A 22,555-nucleotide genomic window follows, 5' to 3' on the forward strand; every position below is an offset into this window, starting at 1 on the left:
AATGTGTCAACCCGTGTGTAGGCTTACAAGAGCCGCAGCAAATTCCCCTACTGGCCGGGGGGCGTTTCTGGTGGGGCCGTTACAGGCCCAGCCGGTCGCGCATCGCATACCATGTCATCGCGGCTGCCAGAAGCGGACTGCGCAGCATCGCGCCACCGGGGAATTTCGGAACATTCAGGGATGCGAAGATGTCGAATTTCTCGGCCTGACCGCTGATCGCTTCGGCCATGATCCGCCCCGCCAGCACCCCCATTGCGACCCCATGCCCCGAAAACCCCGAGGCCGACAGGATGTTATCGCCTGCAGGGCGGATGAAGGCGGGCATGCGGTTCATGGTAATTGCCAAAGTCCCGCCCCACGCATAGTCGATCCGGATATCCTTGAGGCCGGGATAGACCTCAAGCATCGGTTTGCGCACGGTTTTCACGATGTCGGGAAAACGGTAGCCATAGCTTTCGCCGCCCCCGAACAGCAGCCGGTTATCTTCCGAAAGCCGCCAGTAATTGACCACGAATTTCGTATCGGCCACGGCGACATGCTCGCGCAGCACCTCCGAAGCCCGCGCGCCCAATGGCTCGGTCGCGACGATGAAATTGTTGATCGGCATGACGCGGGCCGCGACCTTGGGCTTGAGATCGCCCAGATAGCCGTTGCAGGCCAGCACCAGATACTCCGCCCGCAGCACGCCGTCATCGGTGGTGATGGTGACCTCTGGCCCCGTTTCCACCGATTGAACATGGCTTTCCTCGTAAAGCACCGCCCCCGCCTTTTCGGCGGCAAGGGCAATCCCTTGGGCAAAGTTCAACGGATGTAGATGTCCGGCACCGCGGTCGATATCGCCGCCTTTATAGCGGTCGGAGGGCAGGATTTCCTGCAACTCGCTCTTGGTCAGCGGTTCGACCAGATCATAGCCGTAATCGCGGGAGAGTTTCTCGGCCATATGGTGGGAATGGCGGACCTCGTGCTTGTGCAGGCAGGCATGCACGATGCCCTCGTGGAAGGTCACCGGAATATCATGCGCGGCAATCAGGCATTTGACCAAGCCTTTGGCTTCCTGACCGAATTCCCACAGCCGATGCGCCATCTCGCGGCCATAGGCGGCCTCGAGATCGTCCTGTTCCAGCCGCTGACCGGAGCCGACCTGCCCGCCATTGCGCCCCGAGGCTCCGAAGCCCACCCGATGCGCCTCGACAAGGCGCACCGAATAGCCGCGTTCGGCCAGATGCAGGGCCGCCGACAGCCCCGTGAACCCGCCACCGATGATCGCGACATCCGCTTTTTCCGCACCGCGCAGCTTGGGGCGGCGTTTGTCGGAAAAAGCGGTGGCGGCGTAATAGCTGGGCGCATGTTCGCCCGTGGTATCATTGGCAAAAAGCAGGTTCATCGGGGGCCTTGTCAGACGTTCAGCAGCAGGTGTTCGCGTTCCCACGGGCTGATGACCTGAAGGAACTCTTTGTATTCATTGCGTTTGACGGCCTCGTAGACAATGCAGAACTCTTCGCCCAGCACATCGCGGATCGGGTCGTGACCGGCCAGAAGATCCAGCGCATCGCCGAGGTTGGCAGGCAGCTCGTCGGTGCCGGAATAGGCGTCCCCCAGATATTCGGGGCGGGGCAGCTGTTTTTCCTTCATGCCCAGATAGGCGCAGGCCAGCGTCGCCGCGAGCCCCAGATAGGGGTTGCAATCCATCCCTGCCAGCCGGTTCTCGATCCGCCGTGCAGCGGGGCTGGAGATCGGTACGCGCAGGCCCGTGGTGCGGTTGTCGCGGCCCCATTCAAGGTTGATGGGGGCGGCGAAATCCGGAATGTAGCGGCGGTAGCTGTTCACATAGGGCGCCAGCAACCCGATGACCGCAGGCAGGTGGCGTTGCAGCCCGCCGATGCAATGCAGGAAGGTTTCCGTCTCGTTGCCCTTCTCGTCCGAGAAGATGTTGTTGCCATTGGTGTCGATCACCGACTGGTGGATATGCATGGCCGACCCCGGCTCGCCCTCGATGGGCTTGGCCATGAAGGTGGCGAAACAGTCGTGACGCAGCGCCGCCTCGCGGATCATCCGTTTGAAGAAGAAGATCTGGTCGGCCAGCTCGATCGGGTCGCCATGGGCGAGGTTGATCTCGATCTGGCCCGCGCCGCCTTCCTGCAGGATGCCGTCAATCTCGAACCCCTGCATCTCGGCAAAGTCATAGATATCGTCGATCACCTTGCCATATTCATCCACCGCCGACATCGAATAGGCCTGTTTGGCCGCAGCGCGCCGCCCCGTGCGGCCCATCGGCGGGATGATCGGCTGGTTGGGGTCAGTATTGCGCGCCACAAGGAAGAATTCCATCTCGGGCGCGACAATCGGCGTCCAGCCTTCGGCCTTATACAGATCGACCACCCGTTTGAGCACATTGCGCGGCGCGATGGGCACCAGATTACCGGCCTGATCCTTCACGTCATGGATCACCTGCAGCGTCCAGTCGGCGGTCCAGGGCGCGGCCGTGGCGGTCGAGAAGTCGGGTTCCAGGATCATATCCGGTTCGGTAAAGGCCCCCGAGGGGTTATCCGTCCACTCGCCGGTGATGGTTTGCAGGAAGATCGAGTTCGGCAGGTAGAAATGTTTCTGATGCGCGAATTTCGAGGCAGGCATCGCCTTGCCGCGCGCAACCCCCGCGATGTCGGGGACGATACATTCGACCTCGTCCAGCCGCCGGCCTTCCAGATAGTCCTGCGCGGCCTGCGGGCATTTCTTGATCCAGTCGCTCATGCGGTTTTCCTTTTTTCTGCGGCAAGGAACATCTGTGCGATGCGGTCGGCGATGGCCGACGAATTCTTGCTTTCGTCCAGTTTTGTTTCGGCGGCGTCAATCAGCGCATTCGGGATCGGTCCGTCGCGGCGGGTGGCCAGCATATCGCCGATCAGCGCATCGTCGAATTCGGGATGCGGCTGGATGGTGAAAATCTGGTTGCCCTTGACCATTGCGGCATAGCGGCAGAAGTCATTGCTGCCCACACAGTCGAAGCCTTCCGGCATCTGCGTCACCTGATCCTGATGCCATGCGTTCAGCGTGACGGGGGTGCCGTCGATCAGGTAATGCTGTGCGCCCACGGCCCAGCCGCCTGCAAATTTCTCGACCTTGCCTCCCAGTGCCTGTGCGATGATCTGGTGCCCGAAGCAGATCCCCGCCATCGGCACGCCCGAGGCCGCGACCTTGCGGATGAACGCTTCGAGCGGCGGGATAAAGGCGTGGTCTTCATAGGCACCGTATTTCGAGCCGCTGAGAATCCAGCCATCGCATTCATCGGGACGGGCGGGCAGTTCGCCTTTTTCGTCCACATCATAGATGCGATAGGTGAAATCGTAGCGGGAGAAGAGGCGCTGGAACATGTCAGAATACTGGCCATGTTTTTCGCGAAGCGGCTCGGCCATAGGCCCGAGCTTGAGAATGCCGATCAGCATGTAGAAACCATTCATTGAGGCGATATCGCCGGTATCCCGAGCCTAGTGCTGCAAGACGGTGGCGGCAAGGGCTGTCGCGGGGGGCGTGTCTCGGGCATCGTTCTGATAATTGGCGGGGCAGGTGATCCGCCCGCGATATCCGCAGTTTTCGCGGCTTGGGCCTTTCTATTGCCGTCAGGCGCGTTACCTTCGCGCCATGTTGAGAATCACCGATACGATTTCGATTGCCGACTGGGAGATCACCGAAAGCTTCACCCGTTCCCAAGGGCCGGGCGGGCAGAATGTGAACAAGGTCTCGACGGCGGTCGAATTGCGCTTCGAGGCGGAGCGCTCGCCGCACCTGCCCGCGATGGTGAAGGCGCGGCTGAAAACGCTTGCAGGGCGGCGCTGGACACAGGACGGGGCGGTGCTGATCCGCTGCGAGGAAACCCGCTCGCAGGCGCGCAACCGCGAATTGGCGCGCGAACGGCTGGCCGAGCTGGTGCTGGCGGCCACCCATCGTCCGAAGCGCCGCATCGCAACCAAGCCCACCAAGGGCAGTCAGCGGCGGCGGCTGAAGGCCAAAACGATCCGTGGCGAGGTGAAGGCCCTACGAGGAAAGGTGGGTGGCGATGAGTGAGGTGGTCTCTCTGATCCGGCGTGATGGCCCTTGGGGCTGGGATGCGGCGCAGACCCGTTATCTCTGTTGTGACGGGCTTTATGGTGAGGAGCTGGACCGTAAGGGGGACGGGGCGGTTGCGGTGGACCCGCAGGTTCTGGCCTTTCTGGCCGTCCGGCTGGCGGCGCTGCCGTTTCGGGGGATCACGATTGACCCTGCACCGGCAGAGATCGGCCTTGTTTTCGCACCGCCGGACGGGGCGGAGAAGGCCCGACAGCTGCGGGCAGGCTTGCTGGAACACCTGTTGGTGCTGCCTGTACCGGAGGGGGTGCGGCTGTCCTTGCGCCCCAGCGCGGGGTTTTCCCTGCAGAATGCGGCGTTGCTGGTCGAGATGATCTCCGAGGTGCTGCTGGACATCGCGCCTGCGGGGGCCGCATGGTAGGGCGGCTCTGGCAGGAACCGACGCAAGCGGAAAGGGAAAAGTCATGATCCGCCGCCTGATGGATGTGCTGGGTAGCCTTCTGGGCCGTCGCCCTGCCGCCTTGCAGGTGGCGGCGCTGTGCACGCGCGGGCGCGGCGAAAAAACCGAAGTCCTGTTGATTACCTCGCGCGGGACGGGGCGCTGGGTGACCCCGAAAGGGTGGCCGATGCGTGGCCGGTCGCTTTCGGGGGCGGCGGCACAGGAGGCATGGGAAGAGGCAGGGGCCCGCGGGCGCATCACCGAGCGGGCGGTTGGCCATTTCACCTATGACAAGGGGCTGGATAGCGGGCTGGATATTGCTGTGGAGGTGGCCGTGTTCCATCTGTCGCAGGCAGAACTGTCGCCGGATTTCCCCGAAGCCGGAGAGCGCGAACGGCGCTGGTTTGCACCGGAAGCAGCGGCACAGGCCGTTGCCGAAGAGGGGCTGTCTGACATAATTCTGTCATTGACCAGTATCAAACGTTGATTTCTAGCCGCGTCCCTTTTATGGCCCGCCCCTGAATGTAACAGTTTTGTGGCGGATTCATGTCTTTGAACGAACAAGACGGCAAGGGTGTAAACCAGTGGAAGACGCTTGACCGCGATTTGAAGCGGCTCGGGCGTCTTGAGCATGGCGCACAGCATGTGTCGCGCAGTCTGGTTGCACCGGGAATTGCGCTGGCCTTTATCGGTCTGGCGGGGCTTGTAGCCGCGCTGCTGATGGGGGCCGGGCCGGGGCAGGGGGTTGTGGTCGTCGGGGCCGCGATCGGTGCTTATATGGCGCTGAATATCGGGGCCAATGACGTTGCCAACAACATGGGGCCGGCGGTCGGTTCCAAAGCATTGCCGATGCTGGGCGCGCTGGTGATTGCCGCCGTGTTCGAGACCAGCGGGGCGCTTCTGGCGGGCGGCGATGTGGTGAAAACCGTGGCCACAGGCATTGTGGACCCGCTCGCGCTGCAAGATCCCACAAAATATATCTGGGTGATGATGGCCGCGTCGCTGGCAGCGGCGCTGTGGCTGAACCTTGCGACATGGATCGGGGCTCCGGTCTCGACCACCCACTCGATCGTGGGCGGTGTCGTCGGGGCAGGGGCGATGGCGGCAGGGTTCCATGCGATCGACTGGACGATGATCTTCCGGATCGCGGCCAGCTGGGTGATTGCGCCTGTGCTGGGCGGGGTGATTGCGGCGGCCTTTCTTGCGGTGATCCGCCGCCAGATGCTGGATGTCGAAGAGCGCATTCAGGCCGCGCGGCGCTGGGTGCCGGTCTGGAACGGGATCATGGCGGGCGCTTTCGGGGCCTATATCCTGTATAAGGGCCTCAAGCATGTGTTTCCGATCCCGCTCAACGTCTCCTGCTTGCTGGGGGTCGGGTTTGGCGTGGCCTGCTGGCTGATCTCGATCCCGCTGATCCGGCGCCAGTCCGAAGGGCTGGAAAACCGCAAGAAGTCGGTCAAGACGCTGTTCTCCTTCCCGCTGATCGCGGCGGCGGCGCTGCTGTCCTTTGCGCATGGGGCCAATGATGTGGCCAATGCGGTCGGGCCGCTGGCGGCCATCGTGCATACCGTCGAGGTGGGGTCTATCTCGTCTTCGGTCGGTCTGCCGCTCTGGGTTCTGCTGGTGGGCGCAATGGGGATCTCCTTCGGTCTGCTGCTGTTCGGGCCGCGCCTGATCAAGCTGGTCGGCTCCGAGATCACCAAGCTCAACACGGTCAGGGCCTTCTGTGTGGCGCTGTCGGCGGCGATCACCGTCATCGTTGCAAGCTGGCTTGGGCTGCCGGTCAGCTCGACCCATATCGCTGTCGGCGGGATCTTCGGCGTGGGCTTTTACCGTGAGTTCCACGCTCAGCGTCGGGCCGCCCGTCCCGGTGCGCTGCAAAAGGGCAAGCCTGTGCCGCCCGAAGAACGCAAGCGCCGCCTTCTGGTGCGCCGCGCGCATATCCTGCAGGTGGCCGCAGCTTGGGTGGTGACCGTGCCCTTCTCGGCGGTCCTTGCCATCGGCATCTATCTGCTGCTGACGCTGGTCGCCTGAGCGCGGCCACAGCCTGAAACGCAAAAGACGCAAGCCCCGCTTGCGTCTTTTCCATGTGCGGGGCCAGAGCGTTCCTGTCAGAGCGTTCCGGCCAGAGTATTACGGCCAGACCCTGCTGGGGCGTGTGGCGCAGGCCGCTCAGGCTTTTGCAAGCGCCGCAAGCTGGTCATGCAGCGTCGTGACACCCAGGGCGGCCTGCGCCGCCTCGCGGCCTTTCTGCACGAAATGGTCTTTGTAGATCCGGTTGTGGTGGTCGGTTTCCTGATAGTGATGCGGGGTCAGCGAGACCGACAGGACCGGAACACCGGTTTCAAGGCCGGTGCGCATCAGGCCGTCGACCACGGTCTGGGCCACGAAATCATGACGGTAGATCCCGCCATCCACCACGAAGGCCGCACAGGCGATGGCGGCATAGCGCCCCGTTTGGGCCAGTTTCTTGGCGGCCAAGGGCAGTTCGAACGCCCCCGGCGCATCGAACACGTCAACCTGATCGGCAGGGATCAGTTCGTAAAATCCTTTCAGCGCCTGATCGACAATATCGGCATGCCACTGCGCTTTGACGAAAGCATAACGGGTGGGTGTCATCTGGATCTCCTTTCGCAACAACACGTCACCCAAGGCGATCACATGCCAGAACGCTTCGCGAAGGGCGCGCGCCTGACACATTCTCTTCCATCCGGACTATGACCGTCGGCTCGGGAATTGCACCCGATCTGCTGACCCCTCTTGGTGAGGGCGCTCGCGGGCTTGCAGACCTGCTGCTTACCGCCGGTGGGGAATTTCGCCCCGCCCTGAGAACAGCGCGAAAGTGGCGCGTTTCACGGGCGGGTGCAAGAGGCAGCTTGTGGCTGAATTGCACAGCCTGTCATGCATTTACGGTCAGACAATCACATCGCGCGCGATTTGCTGGCCGATGCCGAACACGCGGCGGTAGCGGTCGATCTCGGAGAGCGGGCCCATCGCCTTATTGGGATTGTCCGACAGTTTCACGGTCGGTTTGCCATTGGCCGAGATCGCCTTGCAGACAAGGCTGAACGGAGCCAGCCCGTCATCCGGCACGAAGCCGCGGAAGTCATTGGTCAGCAGCGTGCCCCAGCCAAAGCTGCATTTGACCCGCCCGTGGAACTGGCCATGCAGTTTGCGGATCTCCTCGACATCCAGCCCGTCAGAGAAGATCACCAGCTTCTTGCGCGGGTCTTCCCCTTTCGACTCCCACCAGCGGATCGCGGCCTCGGCCAGAGGGGCCGGATCGCCGCTATCGATACGGATGCCGGTCCAGCCTGCCAGCCAGCTTGGTGCATCGCGCAGGAAGCCTTCGGTGCCGTAAGTGTCGGGCAGGATGATGCGCAGGTTGCCGTCATGCTCTTCGTGCCAGTCCGCAAGCACCTTGTACGGGGCCTGCTTGAGCGCTTCGTCGGTATCGGCCAAGGCGGCATAGACCATCGGCAGTTCATGGGCATTGGTGCCCACCGCCTCGATGTCGCGGCGCATGGCGATCAGGCAGTTCGAGGTGCCGGTAAAGGCCCCGCCCGCCGCACTGTCGCCCAGACCTTCCAGCATCGCCTGCACGCACCAGTCCTGCCAAAGATGGCTATGGCGGCGGCGCGTGCCGAAATCCGCGATTTTCAGCCCTTCGAGATCCTTGAGCGCATTGATCTTTTCCCAGATGCGGGTCATCGCGCGGGCATAGAGCACCTGCAGCTCGAAACGGCGCATCTGGTTGACAATCGCGCGCGAGCGCAGCTCCATCAGGATTGCCAGCGCGGGAATTTCCCAAAGCATGACCTCATGCCAGCGGCCTTCGAAGGTCAGCTCGTACTGGCCGTCTTTGACCTGTAGGTCATATTCCGGCAGCTGGTAGTTGTCGAACCACTCCATGAAGTCGGGGCGGAACATCTGGCGCTTGCCATAGAACATATTGCCGCGCAGCCATGTGCTTTCCCCGCGCGACAGTTTCAGCGAGCGGGCGTAATCCAGTTGCATGCGCAGGACATTCTCGTCGATCAGCTCGGCCAGCTTGATGTCTTTCGAGCGGTTGATCAGCGAGAACCGCACCACCGTATCGGGGCTGTTGCGGAAGATCGACTGGCACATCAGCAGCTTGTAGAAATCGGTGTCGATCAGGGAGCGGATGATCGGGTCGATCTTCCACTTGTGGTTATAAACGCGCGTCGCGATATCGACCATACTTGGCCCCTCCCTCGTTATGGCAGGGACTAAACCGATAAATCAGGCACTTGGCAAGAGCCGGGGGTCAGGTAAGCCGAATGCCCGCCGCCTCCATCCGGCCCAGCGCCGCCGCCTGTGAACCGTCCAGATCGATGCCACGGCAGGCCGAATGCCGGACGCGGACCCCATAGCCCAGCTTTGCCGCATCCAGCGCGGACCAAGCGACGCAGAAATCCAGGGCCAGCCCGCAGAAGGTCAGATCCGTCACATCGCGCTCTTGCAGATAGCCATGCAGGCCGGTGGGCGTGGTCCGGTCATTCTCGAAAAAGGCCGAATAGCTGTCGATCGCGGGGCGAAAGCCCTTGCGCAGCACCAGATCGGCGGCATCCGTGGCCAGATCGGGGTGAAACGCCGCGCCTTGCGTGCCCTGCACGCAATGATCCGGCCACAGGACCTGCGGACCATAAGGCATGTGCGCCACCGAATAGGGATCGGCCCCGTGGTTCGAGGCAAAGGATTGGTGGTCGGCGGGATGCCAGTCCTGCGTCAGTACGGTCACGTCATGCTCGCCCATCAGTGCATTGATTTCTGTGACAATCTCGTCGCCTGCAGTAACGGCAAGTTTGCCGCCCGGACAGAAGTCGTTCTGCATGTCGATGACGATCAGGGCTGTGGTCATGAGAGGGCTCCGCTGTTGTGTCAGGCAGGCTAGGCGGCGCTGGGCCAAGGGTCAACTGGCACGGAAAAGCTGTGGCCGTAATACAGATTATATCAGGCTTGCCTGAAGCGGGCTCAAGGCAGTAAACGCAGGCGCATGTATATCGTAGCCGCACTCTATCACTTCACCCGATTCGATGATCTGGCCGCTATCCGTGGCCCGCTCTTGGCGCTGGCACAGGCGCAGGGCGTAAAGGGCACGCTTCTGCTGGCCCATGAGGGGATCAATGGCACCATCGCCGGCCCGCGCGAAGGGATCGATGCCGTGCTCGCCCATGTGCGCGCGCTTCCGGGCTGTGCCGATCTGGACTGGAAGGAAAGCACCGCCGAGGATGAACCCTTCCTGCGGATGAAGGTGAAGCTGAAGAAAGAGATCGTGACGATGGGCCAGCCGGACGTGGATCCGACGGCCTCGGTCGGCAATTACTGCACGCCGGAAGAGTGGAACGAACTCATTCAGGCGCCTGATGTTGTGGTGATCGATACGCGCAATGATTACGAGGTCGATATCGGCACCTTCAAAGGCGCGGTGGACCCCAAAACCAAGACCTTCCGCGATTTCCCGAAATGGTGGGAAGAGAACCGCGAGCGTTTCCACAACAAGCGCGTGGCGATGTTCTGTACCGGCGGTATCCGCTGCGAGAAATCGACCAACTATCTGATCGGGCAGGGTGTCGAGGATGTCTACCACCTGAAGGGCGGCATCCTGAAATATCTCGAAGAGATGCCCAAGGAAAACAGCCTCTGGGAAGGCGATTGCTTCGTGTTTGACGGGCGTGTGGCGCTGACCCACGGGCTGGAGCAGGGCAAGCACCGCGAGGTCTGCCATGCCTGCCGCCGCCCGCTTGCCCCCGAAGACCGCGCCCGCCCCGAATTCGAGCAAGGCGTGCAATGTCACCATTGCGTGGGCGAGTATTCTCCGGAAGACCGCGCCCGTTTCCGCGAGCGCGAGCACCAGATCCAGCTGGCGAAGGCCCGCGGCGAACGCCATATCGGTCGGGAAGAGGCCTCGGAGGTCTGATCCCCTTCCGGCCTCAGGCGGCCTTGGCCGCCCCTTGCGCCGCCCCTTGTGCCGCCTCGTAACGCCGCGCCCACGCCAGCCCTGTTTCCACGCCAAAGGCAATGGTCAGCGCCGCCCCGATATCGATCGAGGATTTTTCCACGGGTTGGAGGCTGTTGACGCCCAATGCGGCGATTGCTCTGTGAATAAGTTCGAATGGCGTGTCTTTGCTGACGAGGCCGAGAACGAAAAACACGACACAGATTGCTACAAAGCTTATTAGCCTGCGCCAGTTGGCAGCGCTGATCGCCGGATCGTCAAGCCGCATGATCGGGCTGAAGAAAAAGCCTGCATAGAGGCATAGCCAGAATGTCAGAAACAGGATGATGGCGATAGGGGTCGGGATGTCTCCCGTAAGATGGTAATAGGCGCTATAACCTATGCCGAGCGATATGCTGGCTAGGCAGATGCTCACGCCGCATGTCCCCAAGATACAGGCGACATCGGGGCGGCGGTTTGCGGCAAGCGTAAACGTTATCCCCGCAGCGATCACACCGGGCAAGGCGACAACGCCCAAGATCGCAACGACGGCCTCGCCAGGGCTGTTGAAATAATCGAAGTGATGCGTGAAATCGACCGGTAGCAGGCCTATCCCGATGGTGGTCGCAATGGCGACCAGCAACCAGACGCCAAGGCCGAGTGTCAAAGATTTCATCTTAAAATCCGTGGTTTGTTATGAAGCACGGCGTCTTTAGCACTCGACAGAGGGGCAGAGAAGGTAAAATAGGGCCTGTGAGGTTTTCGGTCTTGGCAAAGAACCGCGCCTCGCCTACCTTAGAACTGTTCTAAAGTTGAGGGCCGCATCCATGTTTTCCTTCCTCGGTAACCGTCGCCGCTTTTCGGACCTGAACGAGCAGGAGATCCTCGCGCTGGCGATTTCGTCGGAAGAGGATGACGCCCGCATCTACCGTCAGTTTGCCGAGCATCTACGGGCGGAATTTCCCGCCTCGGCCAAGGTGTTCGACGGGATGGCACTGGAGGAAGACGAACACCGCCGCCGTTTGATTGAAACACATCAGGCGCGGTTCGGTCAGGTGATCCCGCTGATCCGGCGCGAACATATCGCGGGGTTCTATTCGCGCAAGCCGGTCTGGATGGCAGAAACCATGTCGCTGGACGCCATGCGCGGGGAAGCGGCAGCGATGGAACGCGAGGCCGAGCGTTTCTATACCGCTGCTGCCGGACGTGCCACCGATGCCACGACCCGTAAGCTGCTGGGCGATCTTGCCGCTGCCGAGGCGGGGCATGAAGCCACGGCCGAGCATCTTGTGGAAGAACATCTGACCCCCGACGCCCGTGCCGAGGAAGACCGCGCGGCGCATCGTCAATTCGTGCTGACCTGGGTGCAACCCGGTCTGGCGGGGCTGATGGACGGGTCGGTCTCGACTCTGGCGCCGATCTTTGCCACCGCTTTCGCCACGCAGGACCCGAAGACCACGCTGCTGGTCGGGCTTGCGGCTTCGGTCGGGGCGGGGATCTCGATGGGCTTCACCGAGGCCGCCCATGACGACGGGGTGATCTCGGGCCGTGGCTCGCCGCTCAAGCGCGGTCTGGCCTCGGGAGTGATGACGGCTTTGGGCGGGTTGGGCCATGCGCTGCCCTATCTGATCCCCGATTTCTGGACCGCAACCATCATCGCGATGATGGTGGTCTTTGTCGAACTCTGGGCGATTGCCTGGATCCAGAACCGCTATATGGAGACCCCCTTCCTGCGTGCGGTCTTCCAAGTGGTGCTGGGCGGCGCGCTGGTCTTTGCCGCAGGTGTGCTGATCGGCGGCGGCTAAGCGCCAAGCAGGCTTATCATGGATAGGCTAGCGATTTTGCGAAAGCCGTGCTAGCGACATGCTATGTTCGCGATATTCCTGCAGCTGCTTCCGTTTTTCGCCCTGATCGGGCTTGGCTGGTCTGCCGGACGCATCGGTTTTTTCCCGCCCGCTGCAACGGCCTATCTGACGAAATTCATCTTCTTCTTCCCGCTGTCGGCGATGCTGTTCGACTTCACCTCGGGGCTGGAGATCGGCCATGTGTTTCAGGCCCGCTTCATGGGTGCCTATCTTGCGGGATCGCTTTGTATCTGGCTGATGGCTTTCGCGGTGGCAAAGCTGCGCGGCGAGGCCACCGATATGTCCACCATCGAGGCGCAGACCGCGATGATCGGCAATACCGGCTTTCTGGGGGTGCCGATGCTGGCCGCCGTGCTGGGGCCGGAGGCGGTGCCGGCCATCATCATGGTGCTCTGCGTCGATCTGATCGTATTCTCGGTGCTGTTTACCGTGGTGATCAGCGCGGCCCGCACGGGGCGGGTCGCTCTTTGGCCCCTTGCCTTGGGCGTGGTGAAAAACCCGATGGTGGTGTCGATGGCGGCGGGGCTTATCTGGTCGGCTTCCGGCCTGCCGATCCCCGAGTGGCTGTCCCAGACCGTGACCATGCTGGGCGCCGCCGCCACCCCAGGTGCGCTTTTCGCCATAGGGGCCAGCCTTGCCGCGCTGACGCTGAACCGGCTTGGCCCTGCGTCGTGGCTGTCGGTCTGCAAGCTGGCGCTACATCCCTGCATCATCGCGCTTTCGGCGTTTTTCGTCTTTGGCGTGGACCGTTTCGATGCGGGGGTGATGGTGGCCACCGCCTCCTTGCCTGTCGCGGGAAATGTCTACATGCTGGCGCAAAACTATAACATCGGCGCGCCGCGGGTCTCTGCTGCCATCTTCGTGTCAACGGCCGCCAGTATTCTAACGCTGCCAGTCATTCTGCACTGGGTCCAATAAGAGAGGGTGCCATGCGCATTATTTCCGAAAACCGCTGCTTCGAGGGCGTGCAAGGCGTCTATGCGCATGACTCCAAGGCCACCGGCACCGAGATGACCTTTGGCCTGTTCCTGCCCGAAGAGGCCGAAGACGGCCCCGTGCCGCTTTTGTGGTATCTGTCGGGGCTGACCTGCACCCATGAGAACGCGATGACCAAAGCGGGCGCTCAGGCTTGGGCGGCGGAACATGGTGTGGGGCTGGTTTTCCCCGATACCTCGCCGCGTGGCGAAGGCGTTGCCAATGACGAGGCCTATGATCTGGGTCAGGGCGCGGGCTTTTACGTCAATGCCACGCAGGACCCTTGGGCCAAGCATTTCCGCATGTGGGACTATGTGGCAGAAGAGCTGCCTGCGCTCCTACTGTCGGAATTCGCCATCGACCCCGACCGTCAGTCGATTACCGGCCATTCGATGGGCGGGCATGGCGCGCTGACCCTAGCGATGCGCCTGCCGGGGCGGTTCCGGTCGGTCTCGGCCTTTGCACCCATCGCGCAGCCCACGCAAAGCGACTGGGGCCGCAAGCAGCTGGGCGCCTATCTGGGCACCGATGAGGCCGCGTGGCTTGACCACGACAGCACCCATCTGATGACCGAACTGGGCTTTGACGGGCCGGTTCTGGTGGATCAGGGCGCGTCTGACCAGTTCCTCGAACTGCTGCGCCCCGAAGCGCTGGCCGGGGCCATGATGGCGCGCCGCCAAGAGGGCACCTTCCGCATGCAGAAGGGCTATGACCATAGCTATTTCTTCGTGCAAAGCTTCATGGCCGACCATCTGGCCTTCCATGCCGAGGCTCTGTGGAAATGATCAAGGCCGTCGTATTCGATATCGGCAACGTGCTGATCGAATGGCAACCCGAGCGCCATTTCGATACCCTCATGGACACCGAAGACCGCAAGCGCCTCTTTGCCGAGGTCGATCTGCACGCGATGAATGATGCCGTCGACAAGGGCGGCAACCTTCCCGAGCTTTGCGCGGCACTGGCCGAGCGCCACCCCGGGTGGCGCGAGCAGATCCTGCGCTGGAACGCCGACTGGCTGCAGATGGCCAGCCCCGCGATCCCGCAGTCTGTCCGCCTGTTGCGAGCCCTGCGGTCCAAGGGCATCCCCGTCTTCGCTCTGTCGAATTTCGGCATCGGCACTTTCGCCATGGCGGAAGAGAAATACGACTTCCTGCAAGAGTTCGACCGCCGCTATATTTCGGGCCATATGGGGGTGATCAAACCCGATCCGACAATCTACCAGATGCTGGAAGAGGATTGTGGCGTGGCCCCCGAGGCGCTTCTCTTTGCCGATGACCGCACCGATAATATAACGGCGGCCAAGGCACGCGGCTGGCAAACCCATCTTTTTACCACACCTCAGGGATGGGCCGACAGGCTGGTGGCAGAAGGGCTTTTGACGCCAGAAGAGGCGCGCTAAAACAAACGGCCCCGTGTAGGGGCCGTTTTCTTTCATCAGGCCCGCTTGGCCACGGAAATATCCATCATCTCCAAGACCTTCGCCTCGATCTGCGCGGCATTCATACCCGCCACCTGATACATCTTCTCGGGCGAGGCATGGTTGATGAAGTCATCGGGCAGCACCATCGACCGCAGACGGAACCCGCGATCAAACACGCCTTTTTCCATCAGGAAGTTCTGCACATGGCTGGCAAAGCCGCCAATCGCGCCTTCCTCGATGGTCAGAATAGCCTCATGCTCGGCCACAAGCTGCAAGATCATATCCTTGTCCAAAGGCTTGCAGAAGCGCGCATCGGCCACGGTCACAACGATGCCGCGCGCGCGCAGCGCCTCGCTGGCCTTCAGTACTTCCGACAGGCGCGCGCCATAGCTGAGGATGGCCAGCTTCGCGCCCTCCTGAATGATGCGCCCTTTGCCGATCTCCAAGGGCACGCCCTGTTGGGGCATATCCACGCCCATGCCTTCGCCACGCGGATAGCGGAAGGCCGAGGGACGGTCGTCAATCGCCGCAGCGGTCGCTACCATATGCACCAGATCGGCCTCGTCACCCGCCGCCATCACCACGAAATCGGGCAGGTTCGCCAGAAAGGCCGTGTCGAAGGCGCCAGCATGGGTCGCGCCATCAGCCCCCACCAGCCCCGCGCGGTCAATCGCGAAACGCACCGGCAGCTTCTGGATCGCCACATCATGCACGATCTGGTCATAGCCGCGCTGAAGGAAGGTCGAATAGATCGCGCAGAAGGGCTTGATCCCCGAGGCCGCAAGCCCCGCCGAGAAAGTCACCGCATGTTGTTCGGCAATGCCCACGTCAAACATCCGGCGCGGGAAATGCGCTCCGAATTCCTTCAGCCCCGTGCCATCGGGCATGGCGGCTGTGACGCCGACGATCTTCTCGTCGCGCTCGGCCTCGGAAATCAGCGCCTCGGCAAAGACCTTGGTGTAGGAGGTCGCATTCGACGGTGCTTTCTTCTGCTCGCCGGTCGCAAGGTTGAACTTCGCGGTCGCATGGCCCCCATCGGGGCGGCTTTCGGCAGGCGCATAGCCCTTGCCCTTCTTGGTCAGCGCATGGATCAGCACCGGCCCACGGGCACGCGCCTTCAGCGTGCGCAAGAGCGGCAGCAGGCTTTCCAGATCATGCCCGTCCACAGGGCCGATATAGGTAAAGCCCAGCTCTTCAAACAGCGTCCCGCCCATGGCCATGCCCTTGAGCATCTCCTTGGCGCGTTTCGCCCCTTCCTTGAAGGGCTCGGGCAGGAAGGCGCGGGCGGCACCCTTGGCGACCTCCTTGAGGTCCTGCAGGGGCGATTCCGAATACAGCCGCGTCAGATAGGTCGACAAAGCCCCGACAGGCGGCGCAATCGACATCTCGTTGTCATTCAGCACCACAAACATGCGGTTTTTCAGATGGCCACCGTGGTTGAGCGCCTCGAAGGCCATGCCTCCGGTCAGGGCGCCATCACCGATCACCGCAATCGCATCGCCCGTCTCGGCCCCCAGCTCCCGCGCGGTGGAAAAGCCCACAGCGGCCGAGATCGAGGTCGAGCTATGGCCCGCGCCGAAGGGGTCATAGGCGCTTTCCGAGCGTTTGGTAAAGCCCGACAGACCGTCCTCCATCCGCAGGGTGCGGATACGGTCGCGGCGTCCGGTCAGGATCTTATGCGGATAACACTGGTGGCCCACATCCCAGATGATCTTGTCGCGCGGGGCGTCAAAGACCGCATGCAGCGCCACGGTCAGTTCGACCACCCCCAGACCCGCGCCCAGATGGCCGCCGGTTTCCGACACGGCCGCAACGGTTTCACGGCGCAGCTCTCCGGCCAGCTGGATCAGCTCGCGGTCGCTGAGGCCCTTCATATCGGCAGGCAGGCGCACACGGTCCAGAACGGGCGTGGTCGAGGCTTGGTTTTGCGGGAGGTCGCTCATCTGTGGCTATCCGCTTTCGTCAGTGTTTGCGCGCGATGGTGAAACGCGCGAGATCGCGTAGGCTATCGGCACCTTGCGCATAGGGGGCAAGGGCGGCAATGGCGAGGTCACAAAGCTCTGTGGCGCGGGTCTTTGCGCCCGCAAGCCCCAGCAACGACACAAAGGTCGCTTTACCGGCCTCGGCATCCTTATGCAGGCGCTTGCCGGTCAGATCCTCATTGCCCTCGATATCCAAGATGTCATCGGCAATCTGGAAAGCAAGGCCCAGAGCCTTGGCATAGGCAGCAAAAGGCGCAGGGTCCTTTTCGGCAAGCACGGCACCGGCCTTCGCGGCAAAGCCGATCAGCGCGCCGGTCTTGCCTTCCTGCAGCTCTATGATCTGTTCGATGGTCAGCGGGGTCGGGGCGGTCTCGGCGGCGATATCCAGCGCCTGACCATACACCATGCCCTCCGCACCAGATGCTTGCGCCAGATCGGCCACCAGCCTGATACGGGTCTCTGCCGTGCCAAGCGCAGGGCTGGTCAGCAGTTCGAAGGCCATTGTCTGGAGCGCATCGCCTGCCAGAGCGGCGGTGGCCTCGTCCCATTGCACATGCACCGTCGGCATGCCGCGGCGCAGGTCGTCGTTATCCATGCAGGGCATGTCGTCATGGACAAGGCTATAGGCGTGCAGCGCCTCGACCGCGCAGGCCGCAGGCATGGCTTTCTCGGTCGGGATGTCGAAAATGGCAGCCCCTTCCAGCACCAGAAACGCCCGCAGCCGCTTGCCGCCCTGCAGCGCGTAATGCATCGCGTCACGCAGCTGGCCTGCCGGATATTGCGCCACATGCGCGTCAAGCGCCGCTTGCACGGCGGTTTGGACATTTGTCAGACGGTCGGTGAACATTTACAGCCCTTCGGTCGGCACCGTGCCAGCGGGGGTGCCATCGGCGGCCAGCGTGATTTTCTCGACGCGCTCTTCCGCCGTCTTGAGAAGGGTGGCGCAGCGCTCTTTCAGCGCGGCACCGCGTTCGTATAGTGCAATCGACTGGTCAAGAGGCACATCGCCCCGATCAAGCTGGTTCACGACCTGCTCGAATTCCTTCATCGCTTCTTCGAAGCTCATTGCGGAAACATCGCGTGTCACGTCGGTCATCGCCCACTCCTTCGTTGGGCTTGGGATGCCACCAAATGCCGCGCGGGTCCAGCCCCCATAAGGGGAAAGCGGTGCGATGAGGGAAGGCGAGGGCGCTAAAAAGCAAAACCCCGCCCAAAGCAAAGCCTGGCGGGGAAGCAACTTGAAGGGCCGTCTTGAGAAAGACGGCCCCCGAGTTCTAAGGAGATGGTCCGGTTAGGGGTCTGAAGACGATCCGAAACGGAGCCCACCCAGGGTTCAAATTGCCTTAGGGATTGCCCTCAGGCCTCGGCCCCCCTGAATGTCCCGATACCTCTCTCCAATATCACTCTAGACACTGGATCACCTCCTTTCATTGCGTTACCGATAACTCAAAGGTGGCACAGATTTGGTTTATGACAAGTTAATTCATGCTGTTTTGGGTGATAGTTTCGTGACAGCTGCCTTAAAAGGCAGCAAGGCGATCAAAGATAAGGCAAACTTGAGCGAACTATCTGCAATCGCAAGCGAAACCCAAAGCGGTGCCATCGGTCCGACGCCCAAAACCGGCAGGGTCTCATTGGCCCATGAGACATCATCGGCAGGCCAGATGAAGGCGAGCTGGGTCGCGAAGGCCATCGAGAAAAAAATCGTGGAATCCAGACAGGATCCGATCAGCGAGGAGACAAGCGGTGCGCGCCACCAGCTGCCGCTGCGGAGCCGGTCGAAAATGGCGACATCCACCATCTGTGCCAGCAGGAAGGCCGACCCCGACCCGATGGCGACGCGCACCGAAACGAGCGGGCCGAACTGGCCTTCGATCTGGCTGCCGATCAGCGAGCACAGGACGCCGGTGACAAACCCCGCCAGAACGACGCGGCGCGCCTGTCGGGGGCCGTAGAAGCGGTTCATCAGATCGGTGACGAGAAAGGCGAAAGGATAGGTGACCGCGCCCCAAGTGAGCCAGTCGCCCAACAGGAACTGCACCAGAATATTGGAGGCCACGACAATGATGGCCATAGCGAGAACGCCAGGGAGGAAGTGTTTCATGATTTTGACCGTTTTTACATGGTAGCGGAGACATGGTCCGATGTACCGGACGATAGGCGCGCATATCGCCTCGCCGTCCTTGCGGTCAAGAAAAAACTTGGGTCATGCTTATTTGGGAAGACGGTATTCGACGATTTCCGTGCGCTGGAGCATGCGGAAATTATCATCCGAAATCATTGTCAGCCGGATGAACCCTTCTGTATCGCGCCAGACGGAAAGCCCTTCGAGATTGTCGTGATGGCCCGCTGTGGTCTGCAGCAGAACCTGTCCTTGGCCCAGCTTGCCATCCCTGACCTCGAATACCTCGACCCGTGTCAGGAAACCCAGAAGCCCCCAGAAATCGCGTTCGAGCAGATAGAAGCGCCCGTCCGGTCCGAAATCTGCGCCCACGGCCTGCCATTCCCCCTCGCGGGCGATGGAAAAGGGGCGCGACCAGCGGTTATCGGCCAGTTTGAACACCGGAAAGGGCCGCCCCGAGCGCCCCGACCGTTCGGGCAGGGTGTAAAGCGCGCCGCGTCCGTCGATCGCAAGCGCCTCCAGCGAGGCATTGGCCTGAAGATGCCGGAACTCGGCCGCCCGTGGCAGCGGCACCGCCTTGCTGGAGCCTTTGGCATAATAATCGATACGCGGCAGGTCGCCCTCGAAGGAGACATAGACGCCGCCATCGGGGGCAAGGGCCAACCCCTCGGAATCACCGCGCGAGACGGTCATCGGGCGGTCGTGATTGTCATGCAGGGTAAGCGGATTGGCACTGGGGCTGACCGCTGTGATCTTGCCTGATGCGTCTCGGGTGATCGTGGCACGCCAGAGGCTTGTCCGGTCCGACAGCGTGACCAGTTCGCGCCCGTCTTCGGTCAGTTCCAGCCCGGAGAACCCGCCGAATTGCGGGTGGTCGACTTTCCAGACATAGGTCTGCAGGAATTCGGCGGGCCCTGCGGTTTGCGCTTCTGCCGGCAAGGCGAGGCAAAGCGCGATCAGGGTGAAAAGGAAAGGTTTCATTGCGCAGATAGGATCGTCCGGCATTGGGCGGGAAGATCCGCCATCGTATAGGTTTTCGCCGTGCGCGGTGCAGGGCCTTTGGGCTTTTGCGGGGCGGCGGGTTTGGTCGGGTGCAGGGCTTCGGTCACCCACCAGTTCAGCGTCTCGTCACAGCCGTCGCCGCCTTTGGACAGCTGGGTCACGGTCGGCGTCTGGGCTTCGCAATATTTCGCACCGGGCGGGCATTTCAGCCGCACGTGGAAATGGGTGTTATGACCCCAATAGGGGCGGATTTTCTGCAACCACGCGCGGTCCCCACGCGGCGCCGCATTGCACATGGCGATCTTGGCTGCGGCGGCCACGAAGATCCGGTCCACCCGCGGGTCGGAGGCGGCGGCCTTCAGCAATGCCATATGGGCGGGGGTCCAGTTGCCATTGGTCCGCGTCTGGTCAGCGGTGCGGATGGAGATCGACGAGATTTTCTCGCGCTCGGCACGGCTGAGGGTCAGCCGTTTGGGCGGCAGCATCCAGATATCGGCATCCAGCCCTGTCTGGTGGCTGGCATGGCCGCCGGTCATCGGGCCACCGCGAGGCTGTGCGATATCGCCGATATAAAGCCCCGACCAGCCGGGCAGGGTGGCCGCATAGCGCGACAGATCCTGTAGGAAGGCCAGTGTTTCGGGCTGGCCATAATAGCGGTTGCGCGACAGGCGCATCATCTGCCATGTCGGGCCGCTTTCGGGCATAGTGGCCAGACCCGCAGCACATCCCTTGGAATAGAACCCCACAGCGGCGGGAGCTTGGGTGGTGGGGGTGGATTTGGCACCGAACAGCTGCCGTGCAAGCGGTTCGGCCTGCGCCATCTGGCCGGAGGCCAGAGAGATCCCCAGAACCAGTGGAAGAACCAGAACCAGTGGAAGAAGACGAGACAGTTGCACGGGCGGAATGTCCTGTTTTACGAACGAGAGGGGGCAGAGGCGGTGGCCGTCGGTCTGACCCAGCTTAACAGCACAAGCCCCGCCACGAAAAGTGCCAAAACCGGGGTGATGCCCAGAGATTGCTGCCCCGTCACCGAGGTCACGATTCCGATGGACAGCGGCGCGATAAATGCGGTGGCCTTGCCCGACAGCGCATAGATGCCGAAATATTCGGTCATCCGCTCGGGCGGGGACTGGTGCACCATCATCACACGGCTGGCCGATTGCAGGGCACCGCCTGCCCCGCCGATGACGCAGCCCAGAACGAAAAAGGCGATATCGGGGGCTGCGGACTCCGCTGTGACGGGCAGGCCGAAAACATGATCGGGGGTAATCGAGATGATGCCCAGCACCGCCGCGATCAGCATCAGCAGGCAGGCGATGATAACCGGTTTGGAGCCGAACCCGTCATCCGCGCGCCCGCCGAGCCATGCGAAGATCGCACCTGTGATAATCGAGAGAATGCCGAAGATGCCGATCTGCGTGATCGACCAGCCCAGCACGCCCGCCGCATAAAGCCCGCCAAAGACATAGACCCCGTTGAGCGCGTCGCGATAGAGCATCGACGCCGCCAGCCATGCCATCAGGCTCGGGCGCTTGGGCAGCGACCCGAGCGTCATACGCAGGTTGGGCCAGCCTTGCGCCACGGCTGCCCTGATCGTCAGGGCATCCGGCTTCGGGCGGTCTTTCACCCAGAGGAAAAACGGGATCATGAAGACCGCATACCACAGCGCCGTCAGGGGGCCTACGATGCGCGTATCCTCGCGGCTGCCGACATCCAGCCCGAAGATCGGGGCGCGCCCGATCAGGGTATGGCCGGTTTCGGGGCTGGCCTGAAACAGGGTCAGCATCAGGATCAGCAGGATCAGCCCGCCGACATAGCCGAAGGCCCAGCCCGCCCCCGAGATCCGGCCCAATGTGCTGCGGGGGCCAAGCTCGGGCAGGTAGGCATTGGTGAAGGTGGTCGCGAATTCCATGCCGATCAGCCCGATCGCAAAGCTCGTCAGGATAAGGAGCAGACTGTAATCCTGCGGAATGGCCCACCACAGGCCGGAAGCTCCCAGCACATACATCGCGGAAAACAGCCACAGGAACCGGCGTTTGGCCCCGCTTCTATCGGCGACCGCCCCCAGAAAGGGGGAGGCCAGTGCAATCACCACCCCTGTCGCGCCAATGCCATAGCCCCAGACGGCCTGCGCCGCACTGCCATCGCCCAGAAGCGTCTTCATATAGGGGCCGAAGGTGAAGGTCAGCAGAAGCGTGTTATAGGGCTGGCTGGCCCAGTCGAAGAAAAACCAGCCCCAGAGAGCTTTCCTGTCGCGCTGCATGAGAGACCTCTTGAATGGTAACGGGACTGCGTAAAGCGTCATGATACCGGCGATGCAAGCATTCTGCCCGGAAGAATTTACCGAAAATCGATATCACGGGCATGCGTTGCAAGGTTGCAAGATGACTGCGGCTCGCATAGGTAGTTACTCACCCAGCCGGAGGTCTTTTGCATATGGTCACGCTGTTTCAGGCGCTCAATCTTATACTGGATATTGTGTGGTTTGTGATGATTGTCCACATCATCATGAGCTGGTTGATCAATTTCAATGTCCTGAACCTGAACCAGCAGATGGTCCGCCAGATCTGGTACGGGCTGAATTCGCTCTTGGAGCCGATCTATGCGCCGATCCGCCGCATTCTGCCCAATACCCCCGGTCTTGATCTGGCGCCGCTGGTGGCTTTCGTGATCCTGATGATCCTGCAGCGCGCGCTGATCAATAACGCGGGCTTCTTCTACGGGTATTGATC

At 62.0% G+C, this 22,555-nt stretch carries 24 protein-coding genes and 1 riboswitch; of the genes, 10 read left to right on the top strand and 14 right to left on the bottom strand.

All coding sequences use genetic code 11. From position 1 onward, the window contains the following. Positions 1 to 79: 79 nt before the first annotated feature. From WDB88_RS03555 to WDB88_RS03565, 3 genes are read right to left on the bottom strand one after another with little or no spacing between them, the layout of a single operon-like run. A complete protein-coding gene (locus WDB88_RS03555; RefSeq protein ID WP_339108824.1) occupies positions 80 to 1,384 on the bottom strand; it encodes an FAD-binding oxidoreductase in 1,305 nt (434 codons plus the stop codon). 11 nt (positions 1,385 to 1,395) lie between these two features. After that, on the bottom strand, positions 1,396 to 2,748 hold the full coding sequence (locus WDB88_RS03560; protein WP_339108825.1) for a glutamine synthetase family protein: 1,353 nt from the start codon (positions 2,746 to 2,748) through the stop codon (positions 1,396 to 1,398). Next, the gene (locus WDB88_RS03565; protein ID WP_339108826.1) at positions 2,745 to 3,455 is read right to left on the bottom strand and encodes a type 1 glutamine amidotransferase; all 711 of its coding nucleotides are present in this window, start codon (positions 3,453 to 3,455) and stop codon (positions 2,745 to 2,747) included. Before WDB88_RS03565 ends, WDB88_RS03560 begins: the two co-directional genes overlap by 4 nt. A 181-nt stretch (positions 3,456 to 3,636) precedes the next feature. On the opposite strand from WDB88_RS03565, the gene arfB reads away from it, so the two are divergent. The 4 genes from arfB to WDB88_RS03585 are packed head-to-tail and all read left to right on the top strand — an operon-like array spanning position 3,637 to position 6,532. Next, positions 3,637 to 4,059: an alternative ribosome rescue aminoacyl-tRNA hydrolase ArfB gene (gene arfB / locus WDB88_RS03570; protein ID WP_339108827.1), complete on the top strand. Its 423-nt coding sequence runs from the start codon at positions 3,637 to 3,639 to the stop codon at positions 4,057 to 4,059. Beyond that, positions 4,052 to 4,480, top strand: coding sequence for a hypothetical protein (locus WDB88_RS03575; protein WP_339108828.1), 429 nt, complete (start codon positions 4,052 to 4,054; stop codon positions 4,478 to 4,480). The genes arfB and WDB88_RS03575 overlap by 8 nt, the downstream gene beginning before the upstream one ends. 43 nt (positions 4,481 to 4,523) lie before the next feature. Beyond that, positions 4,524 to 4,985, top strand: coding sequence for an NUDIX domain-containing protein (locus tag WDB88_RS03580; RefSeq protein ID WP_339108829.1), 462 nt, complete (start codon positions 4,524 to 4,526; stop codon positions 4,983 to 4,985). Positions 4,986 to 5,044: 59 nt separating this feature from the next. After that, complete coding sequence (locus WDB88_RS03585) at positions 5,045 to 6,532, top strand: inorganic phosphate transporter (protein ID WP_339108830.1); 1,488 nt, start codon at positions 5,045 to 5,047, stop codon at positions 6,530 to 6,532. A gap of 138 nt (positions 6,533 to 6,670) precedes the next feature. Here WDB88_RS03585 and WDB88_RS03590 read toward each other — a convergent pair whose 3' ends face one another. The 3 genes from WDB88_RS03590 to pncA form a co-directional block, all read right to left on the bottom strand. Beyond that, positions 6,671 to 7,117 (bottom strand): 6,7-dimethyl-8-ribityllumazine synthase, encoded by a 447-nt coding sequence (locus WDB88_RS03590; RefSeq protein ID WP_339108831.1) that lies wholly within the window; start codon positions 7,115 to 7,117, stop codon positions 6,671 to 6,673. A gap of 75 nt (positions 7,118 to 7,192) precedes the next feature. Beyond that, positions 7,193 to 7,335: riboswitch (FMN riboswitch) on the bottom strand. A 76-nt stretch (positions 7,336 to 7,411) separates the two neighbouring features. Next, on the bottom strand, positions 7,412 to 8,719 hold the full coding sequence (gene pncB, locus WDB88_RS03595; protein WP_339108832.1) for a nicotinate phosphoribosyltransferase: 1,308 nt from the start codon (positions 8,717 to 8,719) through the stop codon (positions 7,412 to 7,414). Positions 8,720 to 8,786: 67 nt separating this feature from the next. Then, entirely contained in the window at positions 8,787 to 9,380 is a 594-nt protein-coding gene (gene pncA / locus WDB88_RS03600) for a bifunctional nicotinamidase/pyrazinamidase (protein WP_339108833.1), read from the bottom strand. A gap of 135 nt (positions 9,381 to 9,515) precedes the next feature. Between pncA and WDB88_RS03605 the strand changes: the two genes are divergently transcribed. Then, positions 9,516 to 10,439, top strand: a complete 924-nt coding sequence (locus WDB88_RS03605; RefSeq protein ID WP_339108834.1) for a rhodanese-related sulfurtransferase — start codon at positions 9,516 to 9,518, stop codon at positions 10,437 to 10,439. Between the two features lie 13 nt (positions 10,440 to 10,452). On the opposite strand, the gene WDB88_RS03610 is transcribed toward WDB88_RS03605, so the two are convergent. Next, a complete protein-coding gene (locus WDB88_RS03610; protein ID WP_339108835.1) occupies positions 10,453 to 11,133 on the bottom strand; it encodes a hypothetical protein in 681 nt (226 codons plus the stop codon). A gap of 151 nt (positions 11,134 to 11,284) precedes the next feature. Here WDB88_RS03610 and mbfA point away from each other — a divergent pair, with 151 nt between their 5' ends. The 4 genes from mbfA to WDB88_RS03630 all read left to right on the top strand — a co-directional run bounded on the left by mbfA (position 11,285) and on the right by WDB88_RS03630 (position 14,696). After that, entirely contained in the window at positions 11,285 to 12,262 is a 978-nt protein-coding gene (gene mbfA / locus WDB88_RS03615) for an iron exporter MbfA (protein ID WP_339108837.1), read from the top strand. Positions 12,263 to 12,325: 63 nt separating this feature from the next. Next, the gene (locus tag WDB88_RS03620) at positions 12,326 to 13,240 is read left to right on the top strand and encodes an AEC family transporter (protein WP_339108838.1); all 915 of its coding nucleotides are present in this window, start codon (positions 12,326 to 12,328) and stop codon (positions 13,238 to 13,240) included. An 11-nt stretch (positions 13,241 to 13,251) separates the two neighbouring features. Beyond that, positions 13,252 to 14,082 (top strand): S-formylglutathione hydrolase, encoded by an 831-nt coding sequence (gene fghA, locus WDB88_RS03625; protein WP_339108839.1) that lies wholly within the window; start codon positions 13,252 to 13,254, stop codon positions 14,080 to 14,082. Then, positions 14,079 to 14,696, top strand: a complete 618-nt coding sequence (locus tag WDB88_RS03630; protein ID WP_339108840.1) for an HAD family phosphatase — start codon at positions 14,079 to 14,081, stop codon at positions 14,694 to 14,696. The genes fghA and WDB88_RS03630 overlap by 4 nt, the downstream gene beginning before the upstream one ends. Before the next feature lie 35 nt (positions 14,697 to 14,731). Here the strand turns inward: WDB88_RS03630 and dxs are convergent, their stop codons facing one another. From dxs to WDB88_RS03665, 7 genes are all read right to left on the bottom strand, one after another. Further along, positions 14,732 to 16,660: a 1-deoxy-D-xylulose-5-phosphate synthase gene (gene dxs / locus WDB88_RS03635; RefSeq protein WP_339108841.1), complete on the bottom strand. Its 1,929-nt coding sequence runs from the start codon at positions 16,658 to 16,660 to the stop codon at positions 14,732 to 14,734. 19 nt (positions 16,661 to 16,679) lie between these two features. After that, positions 16,680 to 17,546, bottom strand: a complete 867-nt coding sequence (locus WDB88_RS03640) for a polyprenyl synthetase family protein (protein WP_339108842.1) — start codon at positions 17,544 to 17,546, stop codon at positions 16,680 to 16,682. Next, positions 17,547 to 17,795 (bottom strand): exodeoxyribonuclease VII small subunit, encoded by a 249-nt coding sequence (locus WDB88_RS03645; RefSeq protein ID WP_339108843.1) that lies wholly within the window; start codon positions 17,793 to 17,795, stop codon positions 17,547 to 17,549. A 387-nt stretch (positions 17,796 to 18,182) separates the two neighbouring features. After that, on the bottom strand, positions 18,183 to 18,806 hold the full coding sequence (locus WDB88_RS03650) for a queuosine precursor transporter (protein WP_339109462.1): 624 nt from the start codon (positions 18,804 to 18,806) through the stop codon (positions 18,183 to 18,185). Positions 18,807 to 18,911: 105 nt separating this feature from the next. Further along, complete coding sequence (locus WDB88_RS03655; protein ID WP_339108844.1) at positions 18,912 to 19,802, bottom strand: esterase-like activity of phytase family protein; 891 nt, start codon at positions 19,800 to 19,802, stop codon at positions 18,912 to 18,914. Further along, on the bottom strand, positions 19,799 to 20,695 hold the full coding sequence (gene mepA, locus WDB88_RS03660; protein ID WP_339109463.1) for a penicillin-insensitive murein endopeptidase: 897 nt from the start codon (positions 20,693 to 20,695) through the stop codon (positions 19,799 to 19,801). The genes WDB88_RS03655 and mepA overlap by 4 nt, the downstream gene beginning before the upstream one ends. A 41-nt stretch (positions 20,696 to 20,736) precedes the next feature. Then, a complete protein-coding gene (locus WDB88_RS03665) occupies positions 20,737 to 22,086 on the bottom strand; it encodes an MFS transporter (protein ID WP_339108845.1) in 1,350 nt (449 codons plus the stop codon). 173 nt (positions 22,087 to 22,259) lie between these two features. Between WDB88_RS03665 and WDB88_RS03670 the strand changes: the two genes are divergently transcribed. After that, entirely contained in the window at positions 22,260 to 22,553 is a 294-nt protein-coding gene (locus WDB88_RS03670) for a YggT family protein (RefSeq protein WP_339108846.1), read from the top strand. The last annotated feature ends 2 nt before the right edge of the window (positions 22,554 to 22,555 follow it).

The sequence above is a fragment of the Thioclava sp. GXIMD4216 genome, from assembly GCF_037949285.1.
Taxonomy (GTDB): Bacteria; Pseudomonadota; Alphaproteobacteria; order Rhodobacterales; family Rhodobacteraceae; genus Thioclava; species Thioclava litoralis.

Excerpts from the sequence above, each read along its gene's own strand:
- WDB88_RS03655 (WP_339108844.1), bottom strand. The coding sequence starts at position 19,802 with ATGAAACCTTTCCTTTTCACCCTGATCGCGCTTTGCCTCGCCTTGCCG.
- arfB (WP_339108827.1), top strand. The coding sequence starts at position 3,637 with ATGTTGAGAATCACCGATACGATTTCGATTGCCGACTGGGAGATCACC.
- WDB88_RS03640 (WP_339108842.1), bottom strand. The coding sequence starts at position 17,546 with ATGTTCACCGACCGTCTGACAAATGTCCAAACCGCCGTGCAAGCGGCG.
- WDB88_RS03605 (WP_339108834.1), top strand. The coding sequence starts at position 9,516 with ATGTATATCGTAGCCGCACTCTATCACTTCACCCGATTCGATGATCTG.
- WDB88_RS03665 (WP_339108845.1), bottom strand. The coding sequence starts at position 22,086 with ATGCAGCGCGACAGGAAAGCTCTCTGGGGCTGGTTTTTCTTCGACTGG.
- WDB88_RS03580 (WP_339108829.1), top strand. The coding sequence starts at position 4,524 with ATGATCCGCCGCCTGATGGATGTGCTGGGTAGCCTTCTGGGCCGTCGC.
- WDB88_RS03565 (WP_339108826.1), bottom strand. The coding sequence starts at position 3,455 with ATGAATGGTTTCTACATGCTGATCGGCATTCTCAAGCTCGGGCCTATG.
- WDB88_RS03645 (WP_339108843.1), bottom strand. The coding sequence starts at position 17,795 with ATGACCGACGTGACACGCGATGTTTCCGCAATGAGCTTCGAAGAAGCG.
- WDB88_RS03670 (WP_339108846.1), top strand. The coding sequence starts at position 22,260 with ATGGTCACGCTGTTTCAGGCGCTCAATCTTATACTGGATATTGTGTGG.
- fghA (WP_339108839.1), top strand. The coding sequence starts at position 13,252 with ATGCGCATTATTTCCGAAAACCGCTGCTTCGAGGGCGTGCAAGGCGTC.
- mbfA (WP_339108837.1), top strand. The coding sequence starts at position 11,285 with ATGTTTTCCTTCCTCGGTAACCGTCGCCGCTTTTCGGACCTGAACGAG.
- WDB88_RS03620 (WP_339108838.1), top strand. The coding sequence starts at position 12,326 with ATGTTCGCGATATTCCTGCAGCTGCTTCCGTTTTTCGCCCTGATCGGG.
- WDB88_RS03585 (WP_339108830.1), top strand. The coding sequence starts at position 5,045 with ATGTCTTTGAACGAACAAGACGGCAAGGGTGTAAACCAGTGGAAGACG.
- WDB88_RS03575 (WP_339108828.1), top strand. The coding sequence starts at position 4,052 with ATGAGTGAGGTGGTCTCTCTGATCCGGCGTGATGGCCCTTGGGGCTGG.
- WDB88_RS03630 (WP_339108840.1), top strand. The coding sequence starts at position 14,079 with ATGATCAAGGCCGTCGTATTCGATATCGGCAACGTGCTGATCGAATGG.
- WDB88_RS03560 (WP_339108825.1), bottom strand. The coding sequence starts at position 2,748 with ATGAGCGACTGGATCAAGAAATGCCCGCAGGCCGCGCAGGACTATCTG.
- WDB88_RS03590 (WP_339108831.1), bottom strand. The coding sequence starts at position 7,117 with ATGACACCCACCCGTTATGCTTTCGTCAAAGCGCAGTGGCATGCCGAT.
- dxs (WP_339108841.1), bottom strand. The coding sequence starts at position 16,660 with ATGAGCGACCTCCCGCAAAACCAAGCCTCGACCACGCCCGTTCTGGAC.
- WDB88_RS03555 (WP_339108824.1), bottom strand. The coding sequence starts at position 1,384 with ATGAACCTGCTTTTTGCCAATGATACCACGGGCGAACATGCGCCCAGC.
- WDB88_RS03610 (WP_339108835.1), bottom strand. The coding sequence starts at position 11,133 with ATGAAATCTTTGACACTCGGCCTTGGCGTCTGGTTGCTGGTCGCCATT.
- pncA (WP_339108833.1), bottom strand. The coding sequence starts at position 9,380 with ATGACCACAGCCCTGATCGTCATCGACATGCAGAACGACTTCTGTCCG.
- pncB (WP_339108832.1), bottom strand. The coding sequence starts at position 8,719 with ATGGTCGATATCGCGACGCGCGTTTATAACCACAAGTGGAAGATCGAC.